The following is a 21,849-nucleotide window of genomic DNA, read 5'->3' as shown; positions in this document are numbered from 1 at the left end:
TTAGATCAGGCTCCCTTCACGGCAGTACGGATCACGACGACGCCACCCTTGTTACCCGGGATAGCGCCAGATACGAGAATCAAATCGTTCTCGGTATCAATGGCGTGAATGGTCAAATTTTGCACTGTGACGCGAGCGTTACCCATGCGACCAGCCATACGCATACCGCGGAAAACGCGGGATGGGGTGGAACATGCGCCGATCGAGCCTGGCTTACGGTGGTTACGGTGAGCACCGTGGGAAGCGGACACGCCAGCGAAGCCATGACGCTTCATAACACCAGCGAAGCCCTTGCCTTTAGACTTACCGATAACATCGATTGTCTGGCCAGCTTCAAAAGTTTCCACGCCAATTTCTTGACCCAAGGAATACTCTTGCGCATCAACAGTACGGATTTCTGCAACGTGACGACGTGGCTCAACGCCAGCCTTCTCAAAGTGTCCCTTGAGCGGCTTGGTCACGTTCTTAGCTTTCAACTCGCCAGAAGCAATCTGGACAGCTGAATAGCCATCGATTTCAGGTGTACGAACCTGAGTAACAACGTTCTTACCAACACGAACGACAGTCACTGGAATAAGGTTTGCATTCTCATCCCAGACCTGGGTCATGCCGAGCTTGGTGCCAAGCAGGGCCTTAACTGGCGCTACTTTAGCAGTAGTGATGTTCTTGGTCATTTTATGCGTTACCTCAGAGCTTGATCTCGACGCTTACGTCGGCTGGAAGATCCAGACGGCGGAGCGTGTCAATGGTCTTCAGAGTCGGATCGACAATGTCGATCAGTCGCTTATGCGTACGCATTTCGAAGTGTTCGCGACTGTCCTTGTACTTGTGGGGCGAGCGAATGACCGTGAAAACGTTCTTCTCGGTCGGCAACGGCACTGGGCCCACGACCGACGCTCCTGTACGGGTAACTTCGTCGACGAGCTTTTTCGCTGCGTTGTCGATGACCTCATGGTCATAAGACTTCAGACGGATGCGGATCTTTTGTCCCGCCATGGCGTCGTCTCCCTCTCTTCTACCGCGGAACACTGAAACCCGCAGTCGGGCGTGTCGCGGTCAAGCAATCAACAACGTCAAGCCCTATGAGATTTTCAGCGAACCGGCCTTATGTACCGAAATACTTTTGTACCTCGGCCAAGTTCTACGTCTAGTTACAACCAGACAACTTGATAAGTATTGCAAATAAATGCTCCACTCCTCAAGTTATGGCAGCTCTTGGTGTCTCATTCCACATTGCTACGTAGATTTTAAAATGAATAGAAAAGTGGGGCCCTGCGTTTGCAGAACCCCACTTCGGTAAGTATCTACCTAAGCATCATCACTTGATGATCTTGGTGACTCGACCTGAACCAACGGTACGGCCACCCTCGCGGATAGCGAAGCCGAGGCCCTCTTCCATAGCGATTGGCTGGATAAGCTCAACCGACATGTCGGTGTTGTCGCCTGGCATAACCATTTCGGTGCCCTCTGGAAGGGTGATCACGCCGGTGACGTCAGTGGTACGGAAGTAGAACTGTGGGCGGTAGTTGGAGAAGAATGGGTTGTGACGTCCACCTTCATCCTTGCCGAGTACGTAGACCTGAGCTTCGAAGTTGGTGTGTGGCGTGATGGTGCCCGGCTTGGCAACAACCTGTCCACGCTCAACTTCTTCACGCTTGGTACCACGAAGCAAGAGACCACAGTTCTCGCCGGCCTCAGCGTAGTCCATCTGCTTGTGGAACATTTCGATTCCAGTAACAGTGGTCTTCTGTGGGGCGCGGATACCGAGGATTTCGACTTCCTCGTTGAGCTTGAGAACGCCACGCTCTGCACGGCCGGTGACAACGGTTCCACGACCGGTAATCGTGAAGACGTCCTCGATTGGCATGAGGAATGGCTTGTCAAGGTCACGTACTGGATCGTCGAAGTAGGTATCGACTGCTTCCATGAGCTCTTCGATGGACTTGGACCACTCAGCGTCGCCTTCAAGCGCCTTGAGAGCGGAGATCTTGACGATTGGGAGATCGTCGCCCGGGTAATCCTGGGAGGAAAGAAGTTCGCGAACTTCCATTTCGACGAGCTCGAGGATTTCCTCATCGTCGACCATGTCAGCCTTGTTAAGGGCAACGATGATCTGTGGAACGCCAACCTGGCGAGCAAGAAGAACGTGCTCGCGGGTCTGCGCCATTGGGCCGTCGGTGGCGGCGACAACGAGAATTGCGCCGTCCATCTGTGCAGCACCGGTAATCATGTTCTTGATGTAATCGGCGTGGCCTGGGGCGTCAACGTGTGCGTAGTGACGCTTTTCGGTCTGGTATTCAACGTGGGAAACGTTGATGGTAATACCACGCTGACGCTCTTCTGGAGCATTGTCAACCTGGTCGAACGGGGTGAACTCGTTCAGTTCTGGGTACTTTTCCGCTAGAACCTTGGTAATCGCAGCGGTCGTCGTCGTCTTTCCGTGATCAACGTGACCGATGGTGCCGATGTTCATATGCGGCTTGGACTTGTCGTACTTGGCCTTTGCCACTTTCGCCCTCCTGGGACTCGATGTTATTTGGTCTTCAGTTTATAAGTTTTGTGCGCTAAGCACCAAACCGTGACTAAAGAGATCCTACTGGTCGATTGGATTAATTGAAAATCAGACCTGCTGGCTCACTCGCCACGGGTCTTCTGGATGATCTCGTCGGCAACAGCCTTCGGGACTTCCTGGTACTTCGCGAACTGCATGGAGTACACCGCGCGACCCTGCGTCTTTGAACGCAAGTCACCAATGTATCCGAACATTTCGGAAAGCGGGACGAGAGCGCGAACGATCTTGACACCAGTCGCGTCCTCCATCGAGGAGATCAGACCACGGCGAGAGTTGAGATCGCCGATGACATCTCCCATGTACTCTTCTGGAGTACGAACCTCCACGTCCATCACTGGTTCGAGGATGACTGGCTTAGCGCGCTTAGCGCCTTCGCGGAACACCATCTGACCAGCGATCTTGAACGCCATTTCGGAGGAGTCGACGTCGTGGTACGCACCGTCTTCAAGTGTGGCCTTCACGTTCACCATTGGGAAGCCGGCGAGAACACCGTTTTCCATAGCAGCCTGAATACCAGCATCAACGGACGGAATGTACTCGCGTGGCACGCGGCCACCGGTCACAGCGTCAACAAACTCGTAAGTCTTGCCCTCTTCGTTTTCCTCAAGAGGCTCGAAGGTAACAATAACCTTAGCGAACTGACCGGAACCACCGGTCTGCTTCTTGTGGGTATAATCAATGGACTTTGCCGTAGCACGAATCGTCTCACGATAAGCAACCATTGGTGCACCAACATTAGCCTCAACCTTGAACTCACGACGCATACGATCGATAATGATGTCAAGGTGAAGTTCTCCCATACCACCGATAACGGTCTGGCCGGACTCTTCATCCAAGCGAACAGTAAAGGTTGGGTCCTCTTCTGCAAGCTTCTGGATAGCGATACCAAGCTTTTCCTGATCCGCTTTCGACTTTGGCTCGACGGCGACGTGGATCACTGGCTCCGGGAACGTCATCGATTCAAGCGAAATTGGGTGGTTGAGATCTGTCAAGGAATCACCAGTGGTGGTGTCTTTAAGACCGATTACTGCGTAGATGTGGCCTGCGTGAGCAGTATCTACCGGGTTTTCCTTATTGGAGTGCATCTGGAAAATCTTTCCAATACGCTCCTTCTTACCCTTGGTTGCATTCAGAACCTGCGAACCGGCATCCATCTTTCCAGAGTAGACGCGGACATAGGTGAGACGACCGAAGAATGGGTGAACTGCAATCTTGAATGCAAGAGCGGCGAATGGTTCCTTCTCATCTGGCTGACGAACAAGTTCAACTTCTTCGTCACGTGGGTCAACACCCTTAACCTCGCCCACGTCAAGTGGAGATGGAAGGAAGTCAACAACAGCGTCAAGAACTGGCTGGATGCCAATATTCTTGTATGCCGAACCGCAGTAAACTGGGAAACCTTCGCCAGCAATCGTCATGCGACGAATGACGACCTTGAGCTCGTCAATGGTTGGTTCTTCGCCGCCGAGGTACTTGTCAAGAAGATCTTCGTCGTTCTCGGCAACCTGCTCGACAAGCGCAGAACGATATTCTTCAGCTTTCTCGAGGAGGTCTGCCGGAATCTCTTCTTCCACAACAAGGCTACCCATAGTAGCGTTGCCCTTATCGTCCTTCTCTGGGAAGCGCAATGCTTTCATGTTAAGAAGATCGACAACACCCGCGATATCAGACTCTGCACCAATCGGCAGTTCCATGATAATCGGGGTGGCGTGGAGACGATCCTTTAGAGTCTGGACGGAGAAGTAGAAATCCGCACCCATCTTATCCATCTTGTTGATGAAGCAGATACGTGGAACGTTGTACTTGTCAGCCTGACGCCAAACGGTTTCAGACTGTGGCTCAACACCTTCTTTACCGTCGAAGACAGCGACTGCACCGTCGAGAACACGGAGTGAACGCTCCACCTCAACGGTGAAGTCAACGTGTCCAGGGGTGTCAATGATGTTGATCTGATGGCCCTTCCAGAAGGAGGTAACAGCAGCGGAGGTAATTGTAATACCGCGCTCTTTTTCCTGCTCCATCCAGTCAGTTGTGGATGCGCCATCATGTGTTTCACCGAGCTTGTAGTTAATACCGGTGTAGAAGAGGATACGCTCAGTGACAGTGGTTTTACCCGCGTCAATGTGCGCCATAATTCCGATGTTACGGACCTTTTTAAGGTCGGTAAGCACTTCGTGTGCCATGGATCTCTTTCCTGATCATGCCGAGCAAATGCCCGACGTCGTTTTACCAGCGGTAATGCGCAAATGCGCGGTTCGCTTCGGCCATCTTGTGCATGTCCTCGCGACGCTTTACAGCAGCACCGAGGCCATTCGCGGCGTCCATAATTTCGTTCTGCAAACGCTCGAGCATGGTGTGCTCACGGCGTCCACGAGAGAAATCAACGAGCCAGCGAAGTGCAAGAGTATTAGCGCGGCCTGGCTTAACCTCAACCGGCACCTGATATGTTGCGCCACCGACGCGGCGGGAACGCACTTCAAGCTGGGGACGAATATTGTCTAGAGCGCGCTTAAGAACAGCGAGTGGCTCTTGACCTGTCTTTTCTCCAACTGCTTCGAGTGCGCCATAAACGATACGCTCTGCAGTGGACTTTTTGCCGTCGAGAAGGACGCGGTTGATGAGCTGGGTAACGACGGTTGAGCCGTGAACCGGATCAGCAATGAGTGGGCGCTTGCGCGCTGGACCCTTACGTGGCATTACTTCTTCTCCTTCTTCGCACCGTACTTGGAACGACCCTGGTTACGGGACTTGACACCCTGGGTATCAAGCGCACCGCGAACGATGTGGTAACGCACACCTGGAAGGTCCTTTACACGACCACCGCGAACGAGCACGATTGAATGCTCCTGGAGGTTGTGACCTTCGCCCGGAATGTAAGCGGTAACTTCGATACCGGATGATAGACGGACACGAGCAACCTTACGAAGAGCCGAGTTAGGCTTCTTTGGGGTTGTGGTGTACACACGGGTGCACACGCCACGACGCTGCGGGCTAGCCTTCAGCGCCGGCGTGTTGGATGAACTCGCCTTGCTGGAGCGGCCCTTACGGACCAGCTGCTGAATAGTTGGCACTATTTCTCCTGTTGATATGTCAATAGTCGAACTGCCCGCCTGCTCGCCTTTTTCGAACCTGCGGTCGGAAAGACACCGTTCTTTCCTAACGTCCATACGTATGCACATTCAAAATACCGACCGTGTGGAGACGGGCTTTTACGTAAAAGCAAACGGTCTTCCGAACTGGCAACGTCATACGCATGGAACGGGCACCGCTCTTAAGACTAACTAATCCGCACTGTAACAGTCAAAGACTGGAGCGAAATTTCTTAGTGGCAATAGGCACACAGCGCGTTAGAATCGAAATTACTTACGCATTTCCTACATGTGAGTTAACAATATCACACATATCACCTAACAATGACTCCATTTGAGAATAATCTGTGTTCAACTCATCTGTCTTTTCAAGACTATCACCGAACTGCTCTAGCTTACGCAATGAGCTACTGGTACGTGCTTTAGCTCCTGCAACCGTAGCAGCAAGCTCAGATCCAAAGCTATCAGTCACCGTCATCGATGCCGTCGTTTCCCACAAGCTGAGTAGCTGCCGTGGAATTGCCACTGCTTCCGCTACTTGCCGCACGTAGTCACGGGCAGCATGCATATACGCGGTCGTCCGGCGCGTTTGTTCACGCAAGGTTACAATGTCCTCTTTAAGCACATCGCCTAACATAACAAGCGCACGGAACTGCTCATCATGGTTTGCAACGTCAGAATCTAGTATTTCCGCGACAAACTGACCGTACATAAAAATATGTAAACGGCTCAAAGCAATACGGAATTGGGTTCGTGAAACATTTTTCGTTAACTCACCCAATTTTTCAGACAGAGAATCCATGTAGCCCTTAACGATGCCCTGCATCTGGACCCATACCGTCAACGGCATAGTCAACGAGGCAAGCTCTGGCCGATCTGCGCCATAGAAGGTAAACTTTTGTCCCACTTCAGCCATGAAGGCCATATCTTCAGCCACACGCGTCACAGTTTTAGCAATATTCTCCGCCATCTCGGACAGAACAACCTGCTTCGTCATCCACTCACTGAACTGCTCGTAGACACTACACGCCTGTTCTAACACTGGAACGAGAACGTCATCCCCTTGTCGAGAAGGAAACCCTCCAGTTTGCGCCTCGCGTAACGAAACTTCTGACACCAGTGCGGCATTTTGGAAATCCTCATAAGCGCTAATTCCAGCTCCTGCCAACGTTGCCACAAGTACTCCTACGCCCAGCTCAGCAGCAACACGTCGGTTCTTCCCTGTAGCTAACGCTTCGCGCTCTGCTTTACGCACGACAGCATAAATATCACTAGCAGTCGAATATAATTGCTCATCGCATGGCTTAGACCGAACTGAGAGATATCCTCCAGAAGGAAGTGGCGTGATCGTAGCGAATACCCGATATTCCGATCCGTCGGCAGCCATATTCCGAACATAGGCCGCGAATGGTTCCCCTGCCTGCAGCGTATCCCACATGACCTTAAACGCTGCACCGGGCATATCCGGATGCCGAATAATATTATGCGGAGCACCATTAAGCTGCTCTCGAGAATACCGCGACATTCTCGTAAACACACTATTTGACAAGTCAATTACACCCTTGTCATCTGTGGTTGAAAAAAATAATTCATTAACCGGAACAACGTGCAGTGCACCAGTAGGTTCTACCATGCCAAAATTCCTCTGATTAATAAAAGGGAAGCGGTAGTGAATTACCACCGCTTCCCTATTATCGCATCATTATGGGATAGATCAGAAATTAGAACCGTATCCGTAACCAGATGCATCGTAATCATCAAAAGAACCATAACTGTAGAAATCATCAAATGATTCCATTCCGGCTCCCATGAAAGAATTGAGCTGCTCATATTCGGCGCGAGCCTCATCGGTCGGCTCAACACGCAACTTACGTAGCGTCTCCAAGCCAGTACCCGCTGGAATGAGCTTACCGAGGATGACGTTTTCCTTCAGACCAGCGAGTGGATCAGACTTCGAATTGAGGGCAGCCTCAGTCAAAACCTTCGTCGTCTCCTGGAAAGAAGCAGCAGATAGCCACGAGTCGGTAGCCAACGAAGCCTTTGTAATACCCATCAGTTCTGGACGACCAGATGCTGGGCGACCGCCTTCAGCCAAAACTGCTCGGTTAGCGTTCTCAAATACAGCGACGTCAACAAGCTCACCTGGGAGCAAACGAGTATCACCAGAGTCAAGAACTGTAACACGACGCAACATCTGGCGTACAATCACTTCGATATGCTTATCGTGGATCTCAACACCCTGGGAACGGTAAACGTGCTGAACCTCAGAAACAAGATGCAACTGAGTGGTACGACGTCCCGAGATTCGCAAAACCTTCTTTGGATCAATCAAGCCTTCAACAAGCTGCTGACCAACAGTTACATGTGTCCCTTCAGGAACAAGTAGCTTTGCGCGCTTGCCAACGAGGTAAACCAAGTCTTCATCGCCATCGTCACGCTTGATGATCAACCGGCGAGAGCGCTCAAGGTCCTCGATTTCCAGCTTTCCAGCAGCTTCTGCTAGCGGAGCTTCACCCTTTGGTGTACGTGCTTCAAACAATTCCTGGACACGTGGCAGACCCTGTGTAATGTCTTCTGCCGAAGCAGCACCACCGGTGTGGAAAGTACGCATTGTCAGCTGGGTACCAGGTTCGCCAATCGACTGAGCCGAAACGATACCAACAGCTTCGCCAATGTCTACCAACTTGCCGGTTGCAAGCGAACGGCCGTAGCACATTGCACACGTGCCGACGCGAGAGTTACAGGTAAGCACCGAGCGGACCGAAATCTGCTTGATACCGGCGTTAAGGAGTGTCTCCAGTGCGACGTCGCCCATGTCTGTTCCAGCTACAACAAGAACGTTTCCTGCTTCATCAAGAACGTCCTTAGCCAAGGTACGAGCGTAAACCGAAGTATCGATTTCTTCGTTTGGAAGAATCTTACCGGATTCCCACTGCTCTTGAGACACTTCCTTCTCAGACACAGTTGTTGGCACGCCATTAACTACGACTTCGCGTAATTCATTGCCCTCTTTATCAACTGCGACGATGAACTTCGTCAAGCCGCGTGAAGTACCACAGTCATGTTCGCGCACGATAACGTCCTGTGCCACGTCAACCAGACGACGAGTCAGGTATCCCGACTCAGCAGTACGCAACGCGGTATCTGCTAGACCCTTACGAGCACCGTGTGTTGCGGTGAAGTACTCAAGGGCGGATAGACCTTCACGGTAGTTAGACGTGATTGGGCGAGGAATAATTTCGCCCTTTGGATCTGCCACAAGACCACGCATACCAGCAACCTGGCGAATCTGCATCCAGTTACCACGAGCACCCGAGGTAACCATGATGTTCACGTTGTTCCATTCATCGAAGTTCTTACGCATTTCCTCAGCAACCTGGTCGGTTACTTCGGTCCACAGCGCAACGAGGTCCTTACGGCGGTCTTCGTCACGAATGTTACCTTCTTGGAAATCCATTTCGATCTTAGCTGCCCGCTTTTCTGCAGCAGCCAAAATATCCTTCTTGGTTTGCGGTGGAATAACGTCGGAAACCGCAATGGTGACACCAGAACGTCCACCCCAGTAGAAACCAGTTGACTTCAACGCATCAAGTGAAGCACCGACGTCGACCTTCGGGTAACGCTCAGCCAGCTCGTTAATGATCGCACCCAAAACCTTCTTGCCCACAACTTTATTGATGAACGGGAAGGTTGTTGGCAGAGCTTCATTGAAGATAGCACGACCAAGGGTGGTTTCAAGGATGATCGGATCGCCCTCTTCATAGCTGGCCGGAGCTTCCCAATCCCGAGGTGGAACGATGTCGTTTGCCGGGAACCGCAAATGAATCTTGGAGTTCAGATCCAACTGTCCCAGATCAAACGCCATCTGTGCTTCAGCTACCGAGGAGAAGTAACGATCTTCGCCGTCACCGCCGTCCCGGACCACAGTCAAGTGATAAAGGCCAATAATCATGTCCTGTGCCGGAACGGTCACTGGGCGACCGTCGGACGGCTTGAGGATGTTATTAGCAGAAAGCATCAAGATACGAGCTTCGGCCTGAGCTTCCACAGATAGTGGCAAGTGTACTGCCATCTGATCGCCGTCGAAGTCAGCGTTGAACGCAGAACACACGAGTGGGTGCAAGCGAATAGCTTTTCCTTCGATCAGTTGTGGCTCGAATGCCTGGATACCTAACCGGTGCAGAGTTGGTGCGCGGTTAAGAAGTACCGGATGCTCACGAATAACTTCTTCGAGAACGTCGAAAACTTCGTCGCGCTGACGCTCGATCAGTCGCTTTGCTGCCTTGATATTCTTTGCCAATTCAAGATCAACGAGACGCTTTTGCACGAACGGCTTGAAGAGTTCCAATGCCATCGTCTTGGGCAAACCACATTGGTGAAGCTTGAGGGTTGGTCCGACGACGATAACGGAGCGGCCAGAGTAGTCAACACGCTTACCAAGCAAGTTCTGACGGAAACGTCCCTGCTTACCCTTGAGCATGTCCGAAATTGACTTCAATGGACGGTTGCCAGCGCCCTGAACTGGGCGACCACGACGACCATTATCGAACAACGCATCAACAGCTTCCTGAAGCATGCGCTTTTCGTTATTGACCATAATCTCTGGAGCATTGAGATCAATCATGCGCTGCAAGCGGTTGTTACGATTGATCACACGACGGTAGAGATCGTTCAAATCTGAGGTTGCAAAACGGCCACCATCAAGTTGTACCATTGGGCGCAGATCCGGTGGGATAACCGGAAGAGCGTCGAGCACCATAGCTTCTGGCTTCGTACCAGAATGCAAGAATGCGTTGACAACCTTGATGCGCTTGAGCGCACGGGTCTTACGCTGTGCAGTGCCAGTTTCGATCTGTTCGACCAGAGCTTCATGCTCAGCTTCCAAATCAAAATCGCGCAAGCGACGCTGAATTGCTTCAGCCCCACGGAACGCCTGGAAGTAGTCCCCCCAACGCAAAACCATTTCGCGGTATGCGTCTTCATCGCCTTCAAGGTCACCGACCTTGAGCTTGGTAAACTTATCCCAAACAGCCTCAAGGCGGGTAATATCGTCGTCGTACTCACGACGGACACGCCGAGCATCACTTTCTGCGTTACGCTTAATCTTTGCGCGTGCGGCTGCGTCCTCGCCGTTCTTCTCCGCTTCCGCAAGTGCATCTTCTTCAGCCTTGAGACGCTTCTCAACTGCAGCATCACGTTCCTTTTCAAGATTGGAACGCTCCAGCTCGTATTCAGCAGTCAGAGCTGGCAGGTCATTATGACGACGCTCAGCATCGACATCGGTGACCATATAGGCCGCAAAGTAGATGACTTTTTCGAGATCCTTTGGAGCGATATCCAGCAAATAACCAAGACGTGATGGAACACCCTTGAAGTACCAGATGTGCGTCACTGGTGCGGCAAGCTCAATATGTCCCATTCGCTCGCGGCGGACCTTCGAACGAGTAACTTCAACACCGCATCGTTCACAAACGATGCCCTTGTAACGTGGGCGCTTGTATTTACCACAGGCGCATTCCCAGTCACGGGTTGGACCGAAGATCTGTTCACCGAACAGACCATCCTTTTCCGGCTTTAACGTACGGTAATTAATGGTTTCTGGCTTAGTGACAGTACCATGGCTCCACTTGCGCACATCGTCTGACGTGGCCAGCGAAATGTGGAGCTGATCAAAAAGATTGACGTCGAGCAAGATTCCTACTTCCTCAAGTAAGTACGCCGATTTTAGGGCATTTGGCGAGGTGAGTAGCAGGCGCGAAAGCTACTCACCTCGCTGACGTTTTAGAGTTCCGAACCGGTTTGAATGTCTTCCAAACCAGTGGTGATGCCAGCACTTTGTGGAGCGCGGAAGGCATCTTCGTCGGAATCTTGGAGATTAATCGGGTTGCCGGCTGCATCGAGCGCTTCAACGTTCAAGCACAAGGAACGCATTTCCTGTACCAAAACCTTGAAGGACTCTGGGATACCTGGCTCAGGGACGTTGTCGCCCTTCACGATTGCTTCGTAAACCTTGACACGTCCAACAGTATCGTCAGACTTGATTGTCAGCATTTCTTGCAAAGTATGTGCGGCGCCGTATGCTTCCAGCGCCCAAACTTCCATTTCTCCGAAACGCTGACCACCGAACTGAGCCTTACCACCCAATGGCTGTTGTGTAACCATCGAGTATGGACCAGTTGAACGTGCGTGGATCTTATCGTCAACCAAGTGGTGCAACTTCAGCATGTACATGTAGCCAACAGACACTGGCTCTGGGAACGGATCTCCGGTACGACCGTCAAACAGCCGCGCCTTACCAGATGCGCCGATCAAACGATCACCATCACGGTTTGGGTTCGTGTTTTCCAATAGTCCACGAAGTTCGCCAGATTCAACACCGTCGAATACCGGCGTAGCAACGCGGCCGTCACGCTTTCCAACTACCGCGTGTTCTGGCAATCGAACTGCCCATGGCTCGCCTGCTTCGCGTGCCGCAGTTGCGTCCCATCCTTGAGAAGCAACCCAGCCGAGGTGGAGTTCGAATACCTGGCCGAGGTTCATACGTGATGGCACGCCGAGCGGATTCAAAACGATATCGACTGGGGTACCGTCTGCCATGAATGGCATGTCTTCCAGCGGGAGAATACGGGAGATAACACCCTTGTTGCCGTGACGTCCAGCCATCTTGTCACCAATAGTGATCTTACGGCGCTGTGCGATATGGACACGAACGGTCTGGCGAACATCAGCGGCAAGTTCGTCATGGTTTTCGGAAGAGAATTCCTTAACACCAATGACAATACCGGATTCACCGTGTGGTACCCGTAGCGACGTATCACGTACTTCCTTGGCCTTTTCACCGAAGATAGCACGCAGCAGACGCTCTTCTGAGGTCAACTCTGTTTCGCCTTTTGGCGTAATCTTACCCACGAGAATATCGCCGGCAGAAACCTCTGCACCGATGCGGATAATGCCACGGTCATCGAGGTGAGCCAGCATATCTTCACCGACATTCGGAATATCGCGGGTGATTTCTTCGGGTCCAAGCTTGGTATCGCGAGCATCAACTTCGTGCTCTTCGATGTGAATCGAGGTCAATAAGTCCTCAGACTGGCAACGCTGCGAGACGATAATAGCGTCCTCGTAGTTGTAACCGTTCCACGCCATAAATGCGACGAGAAGGTTTTGTCCAAGAGCAAGTTCGCCACCGTCAGTTGCCGGTCCGTCAGCAATGAGCGAGCCCTTTTCGACGCGGTCCCCTTCGCAGACGCGAACGATTTGGTTTGTACAGTTGCCCGGGTTGGAACGCTCAAACTTCAACAGTTTGTATACGCGATGAGTACCATCGTCTTCTTCTACGTGAACGACGTCTGCAGAAACTTCAGTAACAACACCAGCAGCTTTAGCGACGATCACTTCGCCAGCGTCGACTGCGGCACGCGCTTCGATGCCGGTACCAACATATGGCGCTACTGGACGGATCAATGGAACCGCCTGGCGTTGCATGTTAGCACCCATGAGCGCGCGGTTAGCGTCGTCGTGCTCCAAGAATGGAATAGCCGCAGTACCAACTGAAACCATCTGACGAGCGGAAACGTCCATGTAGCCAACTTCATCAGCTGGAACAAGTGCCGGTTCACCGCCTGGTAGTCGAACTAGGACTTCTTCTTCGAGGAAGTGGCCGTTCTCATCCATTGGTGCCGAAGCCTGTGCAACGTTATAGCGATCTTCATCAGCGGCGTCTAGGTAATCAATTTGGTCGGTTACCTTGCCATCAACGACCTTACGGTACGGGGTTTCGATGAAACCGAAAGCATTAACACGGCCATAGGTTGCTAACGAACCGATCAAACCAATATTTGGACCTTCTGGAGTTTCAATTGGGCACATACGGCCGTAGTGCGATGGGTGAACGTCTCGGACTTCCATCGAGGCACGGTCACGCGAAAGACCACCAGGACCAAGAGCTGAGAGACGACGCTTGTGTGTCAAACCAGCCAATGGGTTGTTTTGATCCATGAACTGCGATAGCTGAGATGTTCCGAAGAACTCCTTGATAGCAGCAACAATCGGACGAATATTGATCAACGACGACGGCGTGATCGCTTCAGCTTCTTGCGTCGTCATACGTTCGCGAACCATACGATCAAGACGTGCCAGACCGGTACGAACCTGGTTCTGAATCAATTCGCCGACAGCGCGAATGCGACGGTTACCGAAGTGATCAATATCGTCAGTTTCAACCGGAACTTCCTTGCCACCTTCAACGGTCGCAATGGATGTTTCGTTGGCGTGCAATGCAAGAAGGTAACGCAAGGTGGCAGTTACATCTTGGAGCTGAAGCTGACGCTGATCTGATTCAATCTCAGTTCCGAGCTTCTTGTTGACCTTATAACGGCCCACTTTCGCCATATCGTAGCGCTTTGGGTTGTGGTAGAAGTTATTGATCAACGCACGTCCAGCTTCGGCTGTCGGCGGCTCACCCGGACGCAACTTGCGGTAAAGATCTTGGAGAGCTTCTTCTTGAGTCTTCACCGTATCTTTATCCAAGGTGTCCAGGAGAATCGGGAAGTCCTTGAACTCTTCGCGAATCTCAGCTTCAGACATACCCAGAGCCTTGAGGAAGACGGTAGCTGACTGCTTACGCTTACGATCAACACGTACACCAACGGAATCGCGCTTATCAATTTCGAACTCAAGCCACGCACCGCGTGATGGGATGACTTTGGTTGAGTAAATATATTTATCCGAGGTCTTATCCGCTGTACGCTCAAAATACACGCCAGGGGAACGTACCAACTGGGAGACAACAACACGCTCGGTACCGTTAATAATGAAGGTACCTTGCGGTGTCATCAACGGAAAATCACCAATAAAGGTGGTCTGCGACTTGATTTCGCCGGTTTCATAATTCTGGAATTCAGCGGTTACGTAGAGAGCTGCAGAGTAGGTGAGATCCTTCTCTTTACACTCTGCAATTGAAGCTTTCTCCTCTTCGAGGTGCGGCTGCGACAGGACAAGTCCCATCGTACCAGCAGTGTTCTCAATTGGAGATACTTCGTCAAAAATTTCTTCAAGACCAGACTTCTCGCCTTCTGCAGCGTTTTCACGCCATTCGTCAGAGCCAATAAGCCAGCCGTAGCTGGACGTCTGGAGGCCGAGTAGGTCTGGGACTGACAGTGGTTCGTAGATCTTTGCAAACGAAACACGGTCAGAAACTAATTTGCCATTCACAACTGTGGGCGTAGGGGTGCTATGCACAGCCAAAGGTGATCCTTCCCTGGGTTCTGGTAAGGGATATGCGTGATTCGTCTTCCAACTACCACCACTTTGCCGGAATTGCCAGTAAAGCGTGTTATTTTCAAGGAAAAATGGTAGCCAAAAGGCAAGCCACGCAAGTTTCTAATTTACCTTTGACACGTAAAAAAGTCTACCCCGAACCAGTGTGGAAGGGGTCACGACTCCTATATACCAATGAACGATCCTCGAAAAACTATGTGGCAGTCGCGCTCTACACAGACTCATCGATCTATCCAAAGGGCTGAGTAAAATTCTCAACGCGAAAACTCTCCCATACTTTTTATCCAGATGCAAGTAGACACGGGTAGCTGCTTTGACCCCTACTCGATCTCGCTTATCCCCTCCCGAAATAAAGAGATCCCCCAAACGATAACGTTTGGGGGATCATCTCAACCGCTGGTGATTAACCAACAAGTTTTATAACATGATTGCGGACTAAGCCGCGTGAATCACTTAAGGGTGACGGTTGCGCCAGCGCCTTCGAGCTGTTCCTTAGCCTTCTCAGCGGTTTCCTTGTTAACACCTTCGAGAACTGGCTTTGGAGCGCCATCGACGAGGTCCTTAGCTTCCTTCAGACCGAGGGAGGTAAGAGCGCGCACCTCCTTGATGACTGCAATCTTCTTGTCGCCAGCAGCTTCGAGAATGACGTCAAATTCGTCCTTCTCTTCAGCAGCTTCAGCGGCGCCACCTGCAGCTGGTGCTGCAGCAGCAACTGCAACTGGAGCAGCAGCTTCGACGTCGAATTCTTCTTCGAACTTCTTAACGAAGTCGTTGAGCTCAACAAGGGTGAGCTCCTTGAAAGCTTCGATGAGCTCTTCAGCAGTGAGCTTAGCCATGATTGGCCTACCTTCCTTTGCCTACGTGTGAGGCAGTTTAAATTAATTGAGTTACGCAGCTACCGTCAGGCAGCAGCTTCTTCTTGCTTCGCACGTAGTGCGTCGACGGTGCGTACCAGCTTGGTTGCCGGTGCGTTGAAAACAAATGCAGCCTTTTGCAGCGAAGCCTTGAGAGCTCCGGCGGCCTTGGCCAAAAGGACCTCGCGAGATTCGAGATCGGCGAGCTTCGAAACATCTTCAGCAGCGAGAAGAGCGCCTTCAAGAACGCCAGCCTTGATAATAAGTGCCGGGTTTTCTTTAGCGAAATTCTTTACTGCTTTAGCTGCGGAAGCGATGTCACCGGTGACGAATGCCAGTGCAGTCGGGCCAGTGAGCGCGTCGTCGAGTCCTTCGACGCCGGCTGCCTTAGCCGCGATGCGAGCGAGGGTGTTCTTCGCAACAACGTATGTGGCTTCCTGACCCATTGCACGACGAAGAGTCTTCATCTGTGCAACAGTCAGTCCACGGTACTCAGTTACGAGAACGGCCGTAGAACCTGAGAACAGCTCAGTAAGTTCTGCGATCGCTGCAGACTTGTCGGTCCGTGCCATGGGACCTCCTTCCGATTGAATGCCGCAGCCGGAAATTCAACATCGCGAAACCTTGTAGATACAAAAAATCCTCATGCGCAGGCATGAGGACGTGAGCAGAATACTGCTGTCTTTCTCACCTACGCGGGCTTCGCCGTGCGAACTTTGCCCTGAAAATTTCAGGCGACCTGCGGTCTTGGGCAATTAGTAGACTACGTTGATTAGCTAAATTTAGCAAGAGATAATTTATATCAGTGAGCGGTCCAACATTTTGACCACCCGTATGCTCTGCCACTACTAGAGTTCTTTCAGCTCCCCTTCGATGCGGTGAACCAACATATCAAGTGCCACAAGATTATGTCCACCTTCTGGCACGATGAGATCGGCCTGCCTCTTCGAAGGTTCGACGAATAATTCATGCATTGGCTTGACGGTTTCCAGGTACTGTGCCTCAACAGACTCGAGGGAACGTCCACGTTCGATGACGTCGCGCTTGATTCGGCGCAAAATACGCACATCCGCATCGGTATCTACAAAGATCTTCACGTCACACAAGTCGCATAGCCTTGGCTCTGCAAAGATAAGAATACCTTCGAGCAATAAAACAGGGGCCGGGTCAATATGTTGTGTCTGGGGTGCCCGGTTATGGTGAGCATAATCGTAAACCGGTGCTTCAATAGCATGACCTGCTAGCAAGGTCTCCATGTGTCGAACGAGAAGATCATTATCGAAAGAGTCCGGATGATCGTAGTTAAGTTGTTCGCGTTCTGAAAAGCTCAGCTCATCATGGGCGTGATAATACGAATCATGGAAAATCACGGAGGCGTGCGGTGCAAACCGCGACTCAATAGCACGAGTCAGGGTAGTTTTTCCACTACCCGTACCACCGGCAATACCAATAACTAAGGACTTACCCACAGGATTCCCCTCTAGACGACCGTATTTCTGTTCCACATAGTACCGCGTATTTGCCATAAAAACGAGGTAAGTAGTCCCAAAAACAGCTGGTTAACCAAGCTATGTCATAAAATAAGCGCGGAACCAAGTGCGGTTCCGCGCTTATTTAAACAGTCATGACACTACCGACTGTCAAGCTTCTGATAGATCAGGCTTCCGTTACTGCGCCCTTAGTAGCATCAATACGGATGCCAGGACCCATAGTGGTGGAAATAGTAGCCTTGAGCAAGTAGCGACCCTTTGCCGAAGCAGGCTTCAAACGCATGATCTCATCATGAGCAGCGTTGAAATTCTCGAGAAGCTGCTCGCTGGTGAATGACGTGTTACCAACGATGAAGGCAAGGTTGCCATGCTTATCAACACGGAACTCAATACGTCCACCCTTGATGTCATTAACAGCCTTAGCGGTGTCCATGGTTACGGTGCCAGTCTTAGGGTTCGGCATCAAACCACGTGGACCAAGGACGCGACCCAAACGGCCGACCTTACCCATCATATCTGGTGTTGCGACAGCAGCATCGAAATCGGTCCAGCCACCTGCGACCTTTTCGATGAGCTCGTCGCCACCGACTTCGTCAGCACCGGCGTCAATAGCGGCCTGAGCCTTGTCACCAACAGCGAACACGATAACGCGAGCTGTCTTACCAGTTCCATGAGGAAGGTTAACAGTGCCGCGAACCATCTGATCTGCTTTACGCGGATCAACACCGAGGCGGTACATAACCTCAACGGTAGATGGGAACTTGGTGACAGATGTCTTTTGTGCTAGCTCGATCGCTTCAGCAGGAGTGTAAATTTCTCCAGCCTGGATGAGCTCAGCAGCCTTACGGTAATTCTTTGAGCGCTTTGCCATTCTGCTTTTCTCCTTGTCAGCAGTTGTGGGGAACGAGCCCGCTCGGGCCCTACCACGATGCCATGAGTGGCATCATCAGTTGCTCGGATGAGCGGTTTGAGATTCTCAGATCTCGTCGGTTGTTACGCCCATCGAACGAGCAGTGCCGGCAATAATGCGTGCAGCGTTGTCGATATCGTTGGCGTTAAGGTCTGGTTCCTTGGTCTTAGCGATTTCACGCAACTGGTCTGCAGTCAAGTGTGCGACCTTGTTGGTGTGTGGAACTCCAGAGCCCTTCTTAATACCGGCAGCCTTCTTAATGAGTTCAGCAGCTGGTGGAGTCTTGGTGATAAAGGTGAACGAACGATCTTCGTAAACCGTAATCTCAACTGGGACGATGTTTCCACGCATGGATTCAGTTGCAGCATTGTATGCCTTGGTGAATTCCACAATGTTAACGCCGTGCTGACCCAGTGCTGGGCCGATCGGCGGAGCCGGGGTGGCCATTCCAGCTTGAATCTGGAGCTTGATCAGACCGGCAACCTTCTTCTTCGGTGGCATTTTGATCCTTCTTTTCTATTTTCTTACCGCCGCCTGGCAACGACGACGGGTGCCTTCGCATCGGTTAATACGACCGTTGTGATGTGGAGATTAAGCCACACAACGCTGACTGGCATGTAGTCAGTCCATCTTCTTAACTTGACCGAAGGACAAATCGACCGGGGTTTCCTGGCCGACAAGCGTCATGAGAACAGTCAATCTCTGGTTGACCGCATCAACGTCAGAAATTGTAGCTGGCATTCCAACCCAAGGCTCAGTGGTCAGTGTCACTGTCTCACCAACAGAGTATTCAACCTCAAGAGTAAGACCCACAGTTCCGACTTGTGCGCCAGCGGTTTCCGCAGCAACAGCTGCTTCTTTCTCCACAACCGGAGTGAGCATTTGCACAACTTCATCCGGCAACAATGCAACTGGGTTTCGCCCATTGCCAACGAATCCAGTTACGCCGTTAGTCTCTTGCACGACTCGCCACGAATCATCCGTCATCTTCATACGAATGAGTGCGTAGCCTGGGATCCGGACTCGCGAAATGAGCTTGCGCTGCCCCTTCTTAACTTCGAAAACCTCTTCCATTGGAACTTCAATCTGGAAGATGTAGTCTTCCATGTCCAAGGAATGCATACGAGTTTCGATATCACGCTTAACGCGCTTTTCATAGCCAGCATAGGTATGAAGAACATACCAACGGCCTGGTAGCCCTTTGAGCTTTGCTCGAACCATTTCCTCAGTAACTACTGATTCTTCAGCTTCACCAGCTGGTTGGGCTGGCACGGATTCTTCGATAACAGGCTGCTCAGCATCTGCCGCGATTTCTGCCACTGTCTCTTCAACCACCGACGATTCCAACACCTCATCTTCGGAAGGCAGAACGTCTTCCGATACCTGCTCTGGGGCGGCATCGGAAAAAACTGGATTACCAATTGTGTTGTCGAGCTTTTCCTCAGACATATTTCCTGCTTTCAAACAATCCGGAACTTAGCGTCAGCTGAAAATTAAGAGTACAAGTTGAGCAAACACCAGATCAATCGCCGCAACGAATGCCATCACAACAGCAACGAAGAAAACGACTGTGAGGAAAAGCTTCCACAACTCTGAACGTGTAGGACGCTGAACTTTCTTCAGCTCCACAAACACTTCACGGAAAAACTGTACGATTCGAGCAAAGAAGCCACGCGATTCTGATTTCGCTGGCTTATTGCCGTGACTAGACGCGGAAGCCTGGCTCACTTCTTAATCCTCTCGGTAAATGTGGAAAACGGCCCTTGTGGGCCGCCTTCTTAGCAGGGCAGGAGGGACTCGAACCCACAACCGCCGGTTTTGGAGACCGGTGCGCTACCAATTGCGCCACTACCCTATGGGGAGGAATGCCCGATTCGTTCACATGTCAATGCATGCTAACGCTCGTATGCGTTCCACAACTCCCCCTACTTTACTTGGCATTTGCGTTCTGCACAATATTCTGCATGTAATTAACAACACATTTATTATCTCAACCCCTATTTTCCACAGCTCCATTAGGTGACATCAAGCCGTATTCATGCCACCATAGGACGTATGACACAAACAACCACACGCAGTCGCGTTTCTGTCCGTCTGGGAGCACTCCAGCCATCCGCCACCCTCGCCGTCGACGCCAAGGCTAAGGCACTCAAAGCCGCTGGCAAACCCGTTATCGGCTTCGGCGCCGGCGAACCGAACTTTCCAACACCAGCTCACGTCGTCGATGCGGCTGTAGCCGCAGCCCAAGACCCGAAGAACCATAAATACACCCCAGCCGCAGGTCTACCGGAGTTACGCCAAGCTATCGCAGACCGTGCCAAAGCTGATTCCGATATCACTGTTGATCCCGCAAACATCATCGTCACAAACGGCGGTAAGCAAGCCGTATTCCAAGCCTTCGCTGCGCTGGTCTCCGACGGCGATGAAGTAATTTTGCCTGCCCCTTACTGGACCACCTACCCCGAAGCTATCCGACTGTGTGGCGGCACCGTCGTCGAAGTATTTGCCGGTCCAGACCAAGATTACAAAGTCACCACCGCACAACTCGATGCGGCACTGACTGACCGCACCAAGGTTCTGCTCATGTGTTCACCATCGAACCCAACCGGTGCCGTCTACACGGCTGACGAACTACGTAACATCGGCCAGTGGGCACTGGCTAACGGTATCTGGATCATCACCGATGAGATCTACGAAAAGCTCGTCTATGAAGGTGAGATGTCCTACCTACTAAAGGTTGTGCCAGAGCTCGCCGACCAGACCATCGTCGTCAACGGCGTTGCCAAGTCCTATGCCATGACTGGTTGGCGCGTGGGTTGGATGTATGGCCCCTCCGACGTCATCAAGAAAGCAGCCAACTTCCAATCCCATGTTACGTCCAACGTCTCAAACGTCTCCCAGCGTGCCGCCATCGCCGCACTCACCGGCGATCAAAGCATACTCGCTCCAATGAAAGAAGCTTTCGATCACCGTCGGCAGACGCTGGTTGCCATGCTTCGCGAGATTGATGGCTTTGTTGTCCCCCAGCCTACCGGCGCATTCTACGTGTTCCCTAACGTTGAAGCGTTACTTGGTAAGGAAATTCGCGGCAAAGTCGCACAGACTTCGGCTGAACTTGCCGAACTTATTTTAGAAGAAGCCGAAGTAGCCGTCGTTCCCGGCGAAGCCTTCGGAGCGCCCGGTTATCTGCGATTTTCCTATGCGCTTGCCGACGACGACCTCGTCGCCGGCGCCCGCAGATTACAAGAACTATTTGCTTAACGAGACAAGCACCTCAACAGCGAAAAGTTGCCGGGAGAACAGGTGTTCTCCCGGCAATGTGCATGTAAAACAGCTACTAGCCTGGATAGACCAGGGCACTAAGTAATCGGAAAAGAATCACACCAGCCAAAATCAGTCCAGCGATCAACGTAAATGTTCCAAGGTACAGCCCACCAGCAGATGGTAACGACTCTGGGTTAGCCTGGCGCTCCTTGCGCGAAACAATAATCGCACTGAACGGCAAAACTACTGTGAAAACAGCGGAACACTGAACAAAGCCAAGATAAAGCCGAAATACAATTGTTGCGACTGGCGCATCGGAATCTTAGAAGATGTTATGGCATTGTTCTCCACGGAACGCTCCTCTTTTGGAATCAGAGTTTTCTATACGTCT

The 21,849-nt window shown here is 51.7% G+C and carries 18 protein-coding genes and 1 tRNA gene; 1 reads left to right on the top strand and 18 read right to left on the bottom strand.

The genetic code is table 11. The annotated features are described in order from the left end of the window. Window positions 1–5 precede the first annotated feature (5 nt). The 17 genes from rplC to BLT51_RS04130 all read right to left on the bottom strand — a co-directional run bounded on the left by rplC (window position 6) and on the right by BLT51_RS04130 (window position 20,049). Complete coding sequence (rplC, locus tag BLT51_RS04210; protein ID WP_091280252.1) at window positions 6–674, bottom strand: 50S ribosomal protein L3; 669 nt, start codon at window positions 672–674, stop codon at window positions 6–8. A gap of 13 nt (window positions 675–687) precedes the next feature. Further along, a complete protein-coding gene (gene rpsJ / locus BLT51_RS04205; protein WP_013170582.1) occupies window positions 688–996 on the bottom strand; it encodes a 30S ribosomal protein S10 in 309 nt (102 codons plus the stop codon). A gap of 322 nt (window positions 997–1,318) precedes the next feature. Beyond that, entirely contained in the window at window positions 1,319–2,509 is a 1,191-nt protein-coding gene (gene tuf, locus BLT51_RS04200; protein WP_091280250.1) for an elongation factor Tu, read from the bottom strand. Between the two features lie 125 nt (window positions 2,510–2,634). Continuing rightward, window positions 2,635–4,755 carry an elongation factor G gene (gene fusA / locus BLT51_RS04195; RefSeq protein ID WP_091280249.1) on the bottom strand — a complete coding sequence of 707 codons (2,121 nt, stop codon included), beginning with the start codon at window positions 4,753–4,755 and terminating at the stop codon, window positions 2,635–2,637. Between the two features lie 43 nt (window positions 4,756–4,798). Beyond that, window positions 4,799–5,269 (bottom strand): 30S ribosomal protein S7, encoded by a 471-nt coding sequence (rpsG, locus tag BLT51_RS04190; protein WP_091280247.1) that lies wholly within the window; start codon window positions 5,267–5,269, stop codon window positions 4,799–4,801. Continuing rightward, window positions 5,269–5,643, bottom strand: coding sequence for a 30S ribosomal protein S12 (rpsL, locus tag BLT51_RS04185; protein WP_013170586.1), 375 nt, complete (start codon window positions 5,641–5,643; stop codon window positions 5,269–5,271). The genes rpsG and rpsL overlap by 1 nt, the downstream gene beginning before the upstream one ends. A gap of 292 nt (window positions 5,644–5,935) precedes the next feature. After that, a complete protein-coding gene (locus BLT51_RS04180; RefSeq protein WP_091280246.1) occupies window positions 5,936–7,294 on the bottom strand; it encodes a PAS domain-containing protein in 1,359 nt (452 codons plus the stop codon). Window positions 7,295–7,375: 81 nt separating this feature from the next. Beyond that, window positions 7,376–11,353 carry a DNA-directed RNA polymerase subunit beta' gene (rpoC, locus tag BLT51_RS04175; protein ID WP_091280244.1) on the bottom strand — a complete coding sequence of 1,326 codons (3,978 nt, stop codon included), beginning with the start codon at window positions 11,351–11,353 and terminating at the stop codon, window positions 7,376–7,378. Between the two features lie 89 nt (window positions 11,354–11,442). Then, entirely contained in the window at window positions 11,443–14,907 is a 3,465-nt protein-coding gene (rpoB, locus tag BLT51_RS04170) for a DNA-directed RNA polymerase subunit beta (RefSeq protein WP_091280243.1), read from the bottom strand. 482 nt (window positions 14,908–15,389) lie between these two features. Continuing rightward, the gene (gene rplL, locus BLT51_RS04165) at window positions 15,390–15,776 is read right to left on the bottom strand and encodes a 50S ribosomal protein L7/L12 (protein WP_091280241.1); all 387 of its coding nucleotides are present in this window, start codon (window positions 15,774–15,776) and stop codon (window positions 15,390–15,392) included. A gap of 65 nt (window positions 15,777–15,841) precedes the next feature. After that, window positions 15,842–16,366, bottom strand: a complete 525-nt coding sequence (rplJ, locus tag BLT51_RS04160) for a 50S ribosomal protein L10 (RefSeq protein WP_091280239.1) — start codon at window positions 16,364–16,366, stop codon at window positions 15,842–15,844. Window positions 16,367–16,642: 276 nt separating this feature from the next. After that, the gene (gene udk / locus BLT51_RS04155) at window positions 16,643–17,320 is read right to left on the bottom strand and encodes a uridine kinase (protein ID WP_091280237.1); all 678 of its coding nucleotides are present in this window, start codon (window positions 17,318–17,320) and stop codon (window positions 16,643–16,645) included. Between the two features lie 130 nt (window positions 17,321–17,450). Then, entirely contained in the window at window positions 17,451–18,155 is a 705-nt protein-coding gene (gene rplA, locus BLT51_RS04150) for a 50S ribosomal protein L1 (protein ID WP_091280236.1), read from the bottom strand. A gap of 105 nt (window positions 18,156–18,260) precedes the next feature. After that, on the bottom strand, window positions 18,261–18,695 hold the full coding sequence (gene rplK, locus BLT51_RS04145; RefSeq protein WP_091280234.1) for a 50S ribosomal protein L11: 435 nt from the start codon (window positions 18,693–18,695) through the stop codon (window positions 18,261–18,263). A gap of 120 nt (window positions 18,696–18,815) precedes the next feature. Then, on the bottom strand, window positions 18,816–19,643 hold the full coding sequence (nusG, locus tag BLT51_RS04140; RefSeq protein WP_091280232.1) for a transcription termination/antitermination protein NusG: 828 nt from the start codon (window positions 19,641–19,643) through the stop codon (window positions 18,816–18,818). A 33-nt stretch (window positions 19,644–19,676) separates the two neighbouring features. Continuing rightward, window positions 19,677–19,922 (bottom strand): preprotein translocase subunit SecE, encoded by a 246-nt coding sequence (secE, locus tag BLT51_RS04135; RefSeq protein WP_091280231.1) that lies wholly within the window; start codon window positions 19,920–19,922, stop codon window positions 19,677–19,679. Window positions 19,923–19,976: 54 nt separating this feature from the next. Continuing rightward, window positions 19,977–20,049 (bottom strand) — tRNA-Trp (locus BLT51_RS04130). Window positions 20,050–20,249: 200 nt separating this feature from the next. On the opposite strand from BLT51_RS04130, the gene BLT51_RS04125 reads away from it, so the two are divergent. Continuing rightward, a complete protein-coding gene (locus BLT51_RS04125) occupies window positions 20,250–21,455 on the top strand; it encodes a pyridoxal phosphate-dependent aminotransferase (RefSeq protein ID WP_091280229.1) in 1,206 nt (401 codons plus the stop codon). A 76-nt stretch (window positions 21,456–21,531) separates the two neighbouring features. On the opposite strand, the gene BLT51_RS09065 is transcribed toward BLT51_RS04125, so the two are convergent. Then, the gene (locus BLT51_RS09065) at window positions 21,532–21,699 is read right to left on the bottom strand and encodes a hypothetical protein (protein WP_157672894.1); all 168 of its coding nucleotides are present in this window, start codon (window positions 21,697–21,699) and stop codon (window positions 21,532–21,534) included. Window positions 21,700–21,849: the final 150 nt, after the last annotated feature.

The organism is Arcanobacterium phocae (assembly GCF_900105865.1).
Taxonomy (GTDB): Bacteria; Actinomycetota; Actinomycetes; order Actinomycetales; family Actinomycetaceae; genus Arcanobacterium; species Arcanobacterium phocae.
This window is presented reverse-complemented; position numbering and strand designations above follow the sequence as displayed.

Excerpts from the sequence above, each read along its gene's own strand:
- rplJ (WP_091280239.1), bottom strand. The coding sequence starts at position 16,366 with ATGGCACGGACCGACAAGTCTGCAGCGATCGCAGAACTTACTGAGCTG.
- BLT51_RS04125 (WP_091280229.1), top strand. The coding sequence starts at position 20,250 with ATGACACAAACAACCACACGCAGTCGCGTTTCTGTCCGTCTGGGAGCA.
- rplA (WP_091280236.1), bottom strand. The coding sequence starts at position 18,155 with ATGGCAAAGCGCTCAAAGAATTACCGTAAGGCTGCTGAGCTCATCCAG.
- rpsG (WP_091280247.1), bottom strand. The coding sequence starts at position 5,269 with ATGCCACGTAAGGGTCCAGCGCGCAAGCGCCCACTCATTGCTGATCCG.
- nusG (WP_091280232.1), bottom strand. The coding sequence starts at position 19,643 with ATGTCTGAGGAAAAGCTCGACAACACAATTGGTAATCCAGTTTTTTCC.
- rplK (WP_091280234.1), bottom strand. The coding sequence starts at position 18,695 with ATGCCACCGAAGAAGAAGGTTGCCGGTCTGATCAAGCTCCAGATTCAA.
- BLT51_RS04180 (WP_091280246.1), bottom strand. The coding sequence starts at position 7,294 with ATGGTAGAACCTACTGGTGCACTGCACGTTGTTCCGGTTAATGAATTA.
- rplL (WP_091280241.1), bottom strand. The coding sequence starts at position 15,776 with ATGGCTAAGCTCACTGCTGAAGAGCTCATCGAAGCTTTCAAGGAGCTC.
- rpsJ (WP_013170582.1), bottom strand. The coding sequence starts at position 996 with ATGGCGGGACAAAAGATCCGCATCCGTCTGAAGTCTTATGACCATGAG.
- fusA (WP_091280249.1), bottom strand. The coding sequence starts at position 4,755 with ATGGCACACGAAGTGCTTACCGACCTTAAAAAGGTCCGTAACATCGGA.
- rplC (WP_091280252.1), bottom strand. The coding sequence starts at position 674 with ATGACCAAGAACATCACTACTGCTAAAGTAGCGCCAGTTAAGGCCCTG.
- udk (WP_091280237.1), bottom strand. The coding sequence starts at position 17,320 with ATGGCAAATACGCGGTACTATGTGGAACAGAAATACGGTCGTCTAGAG.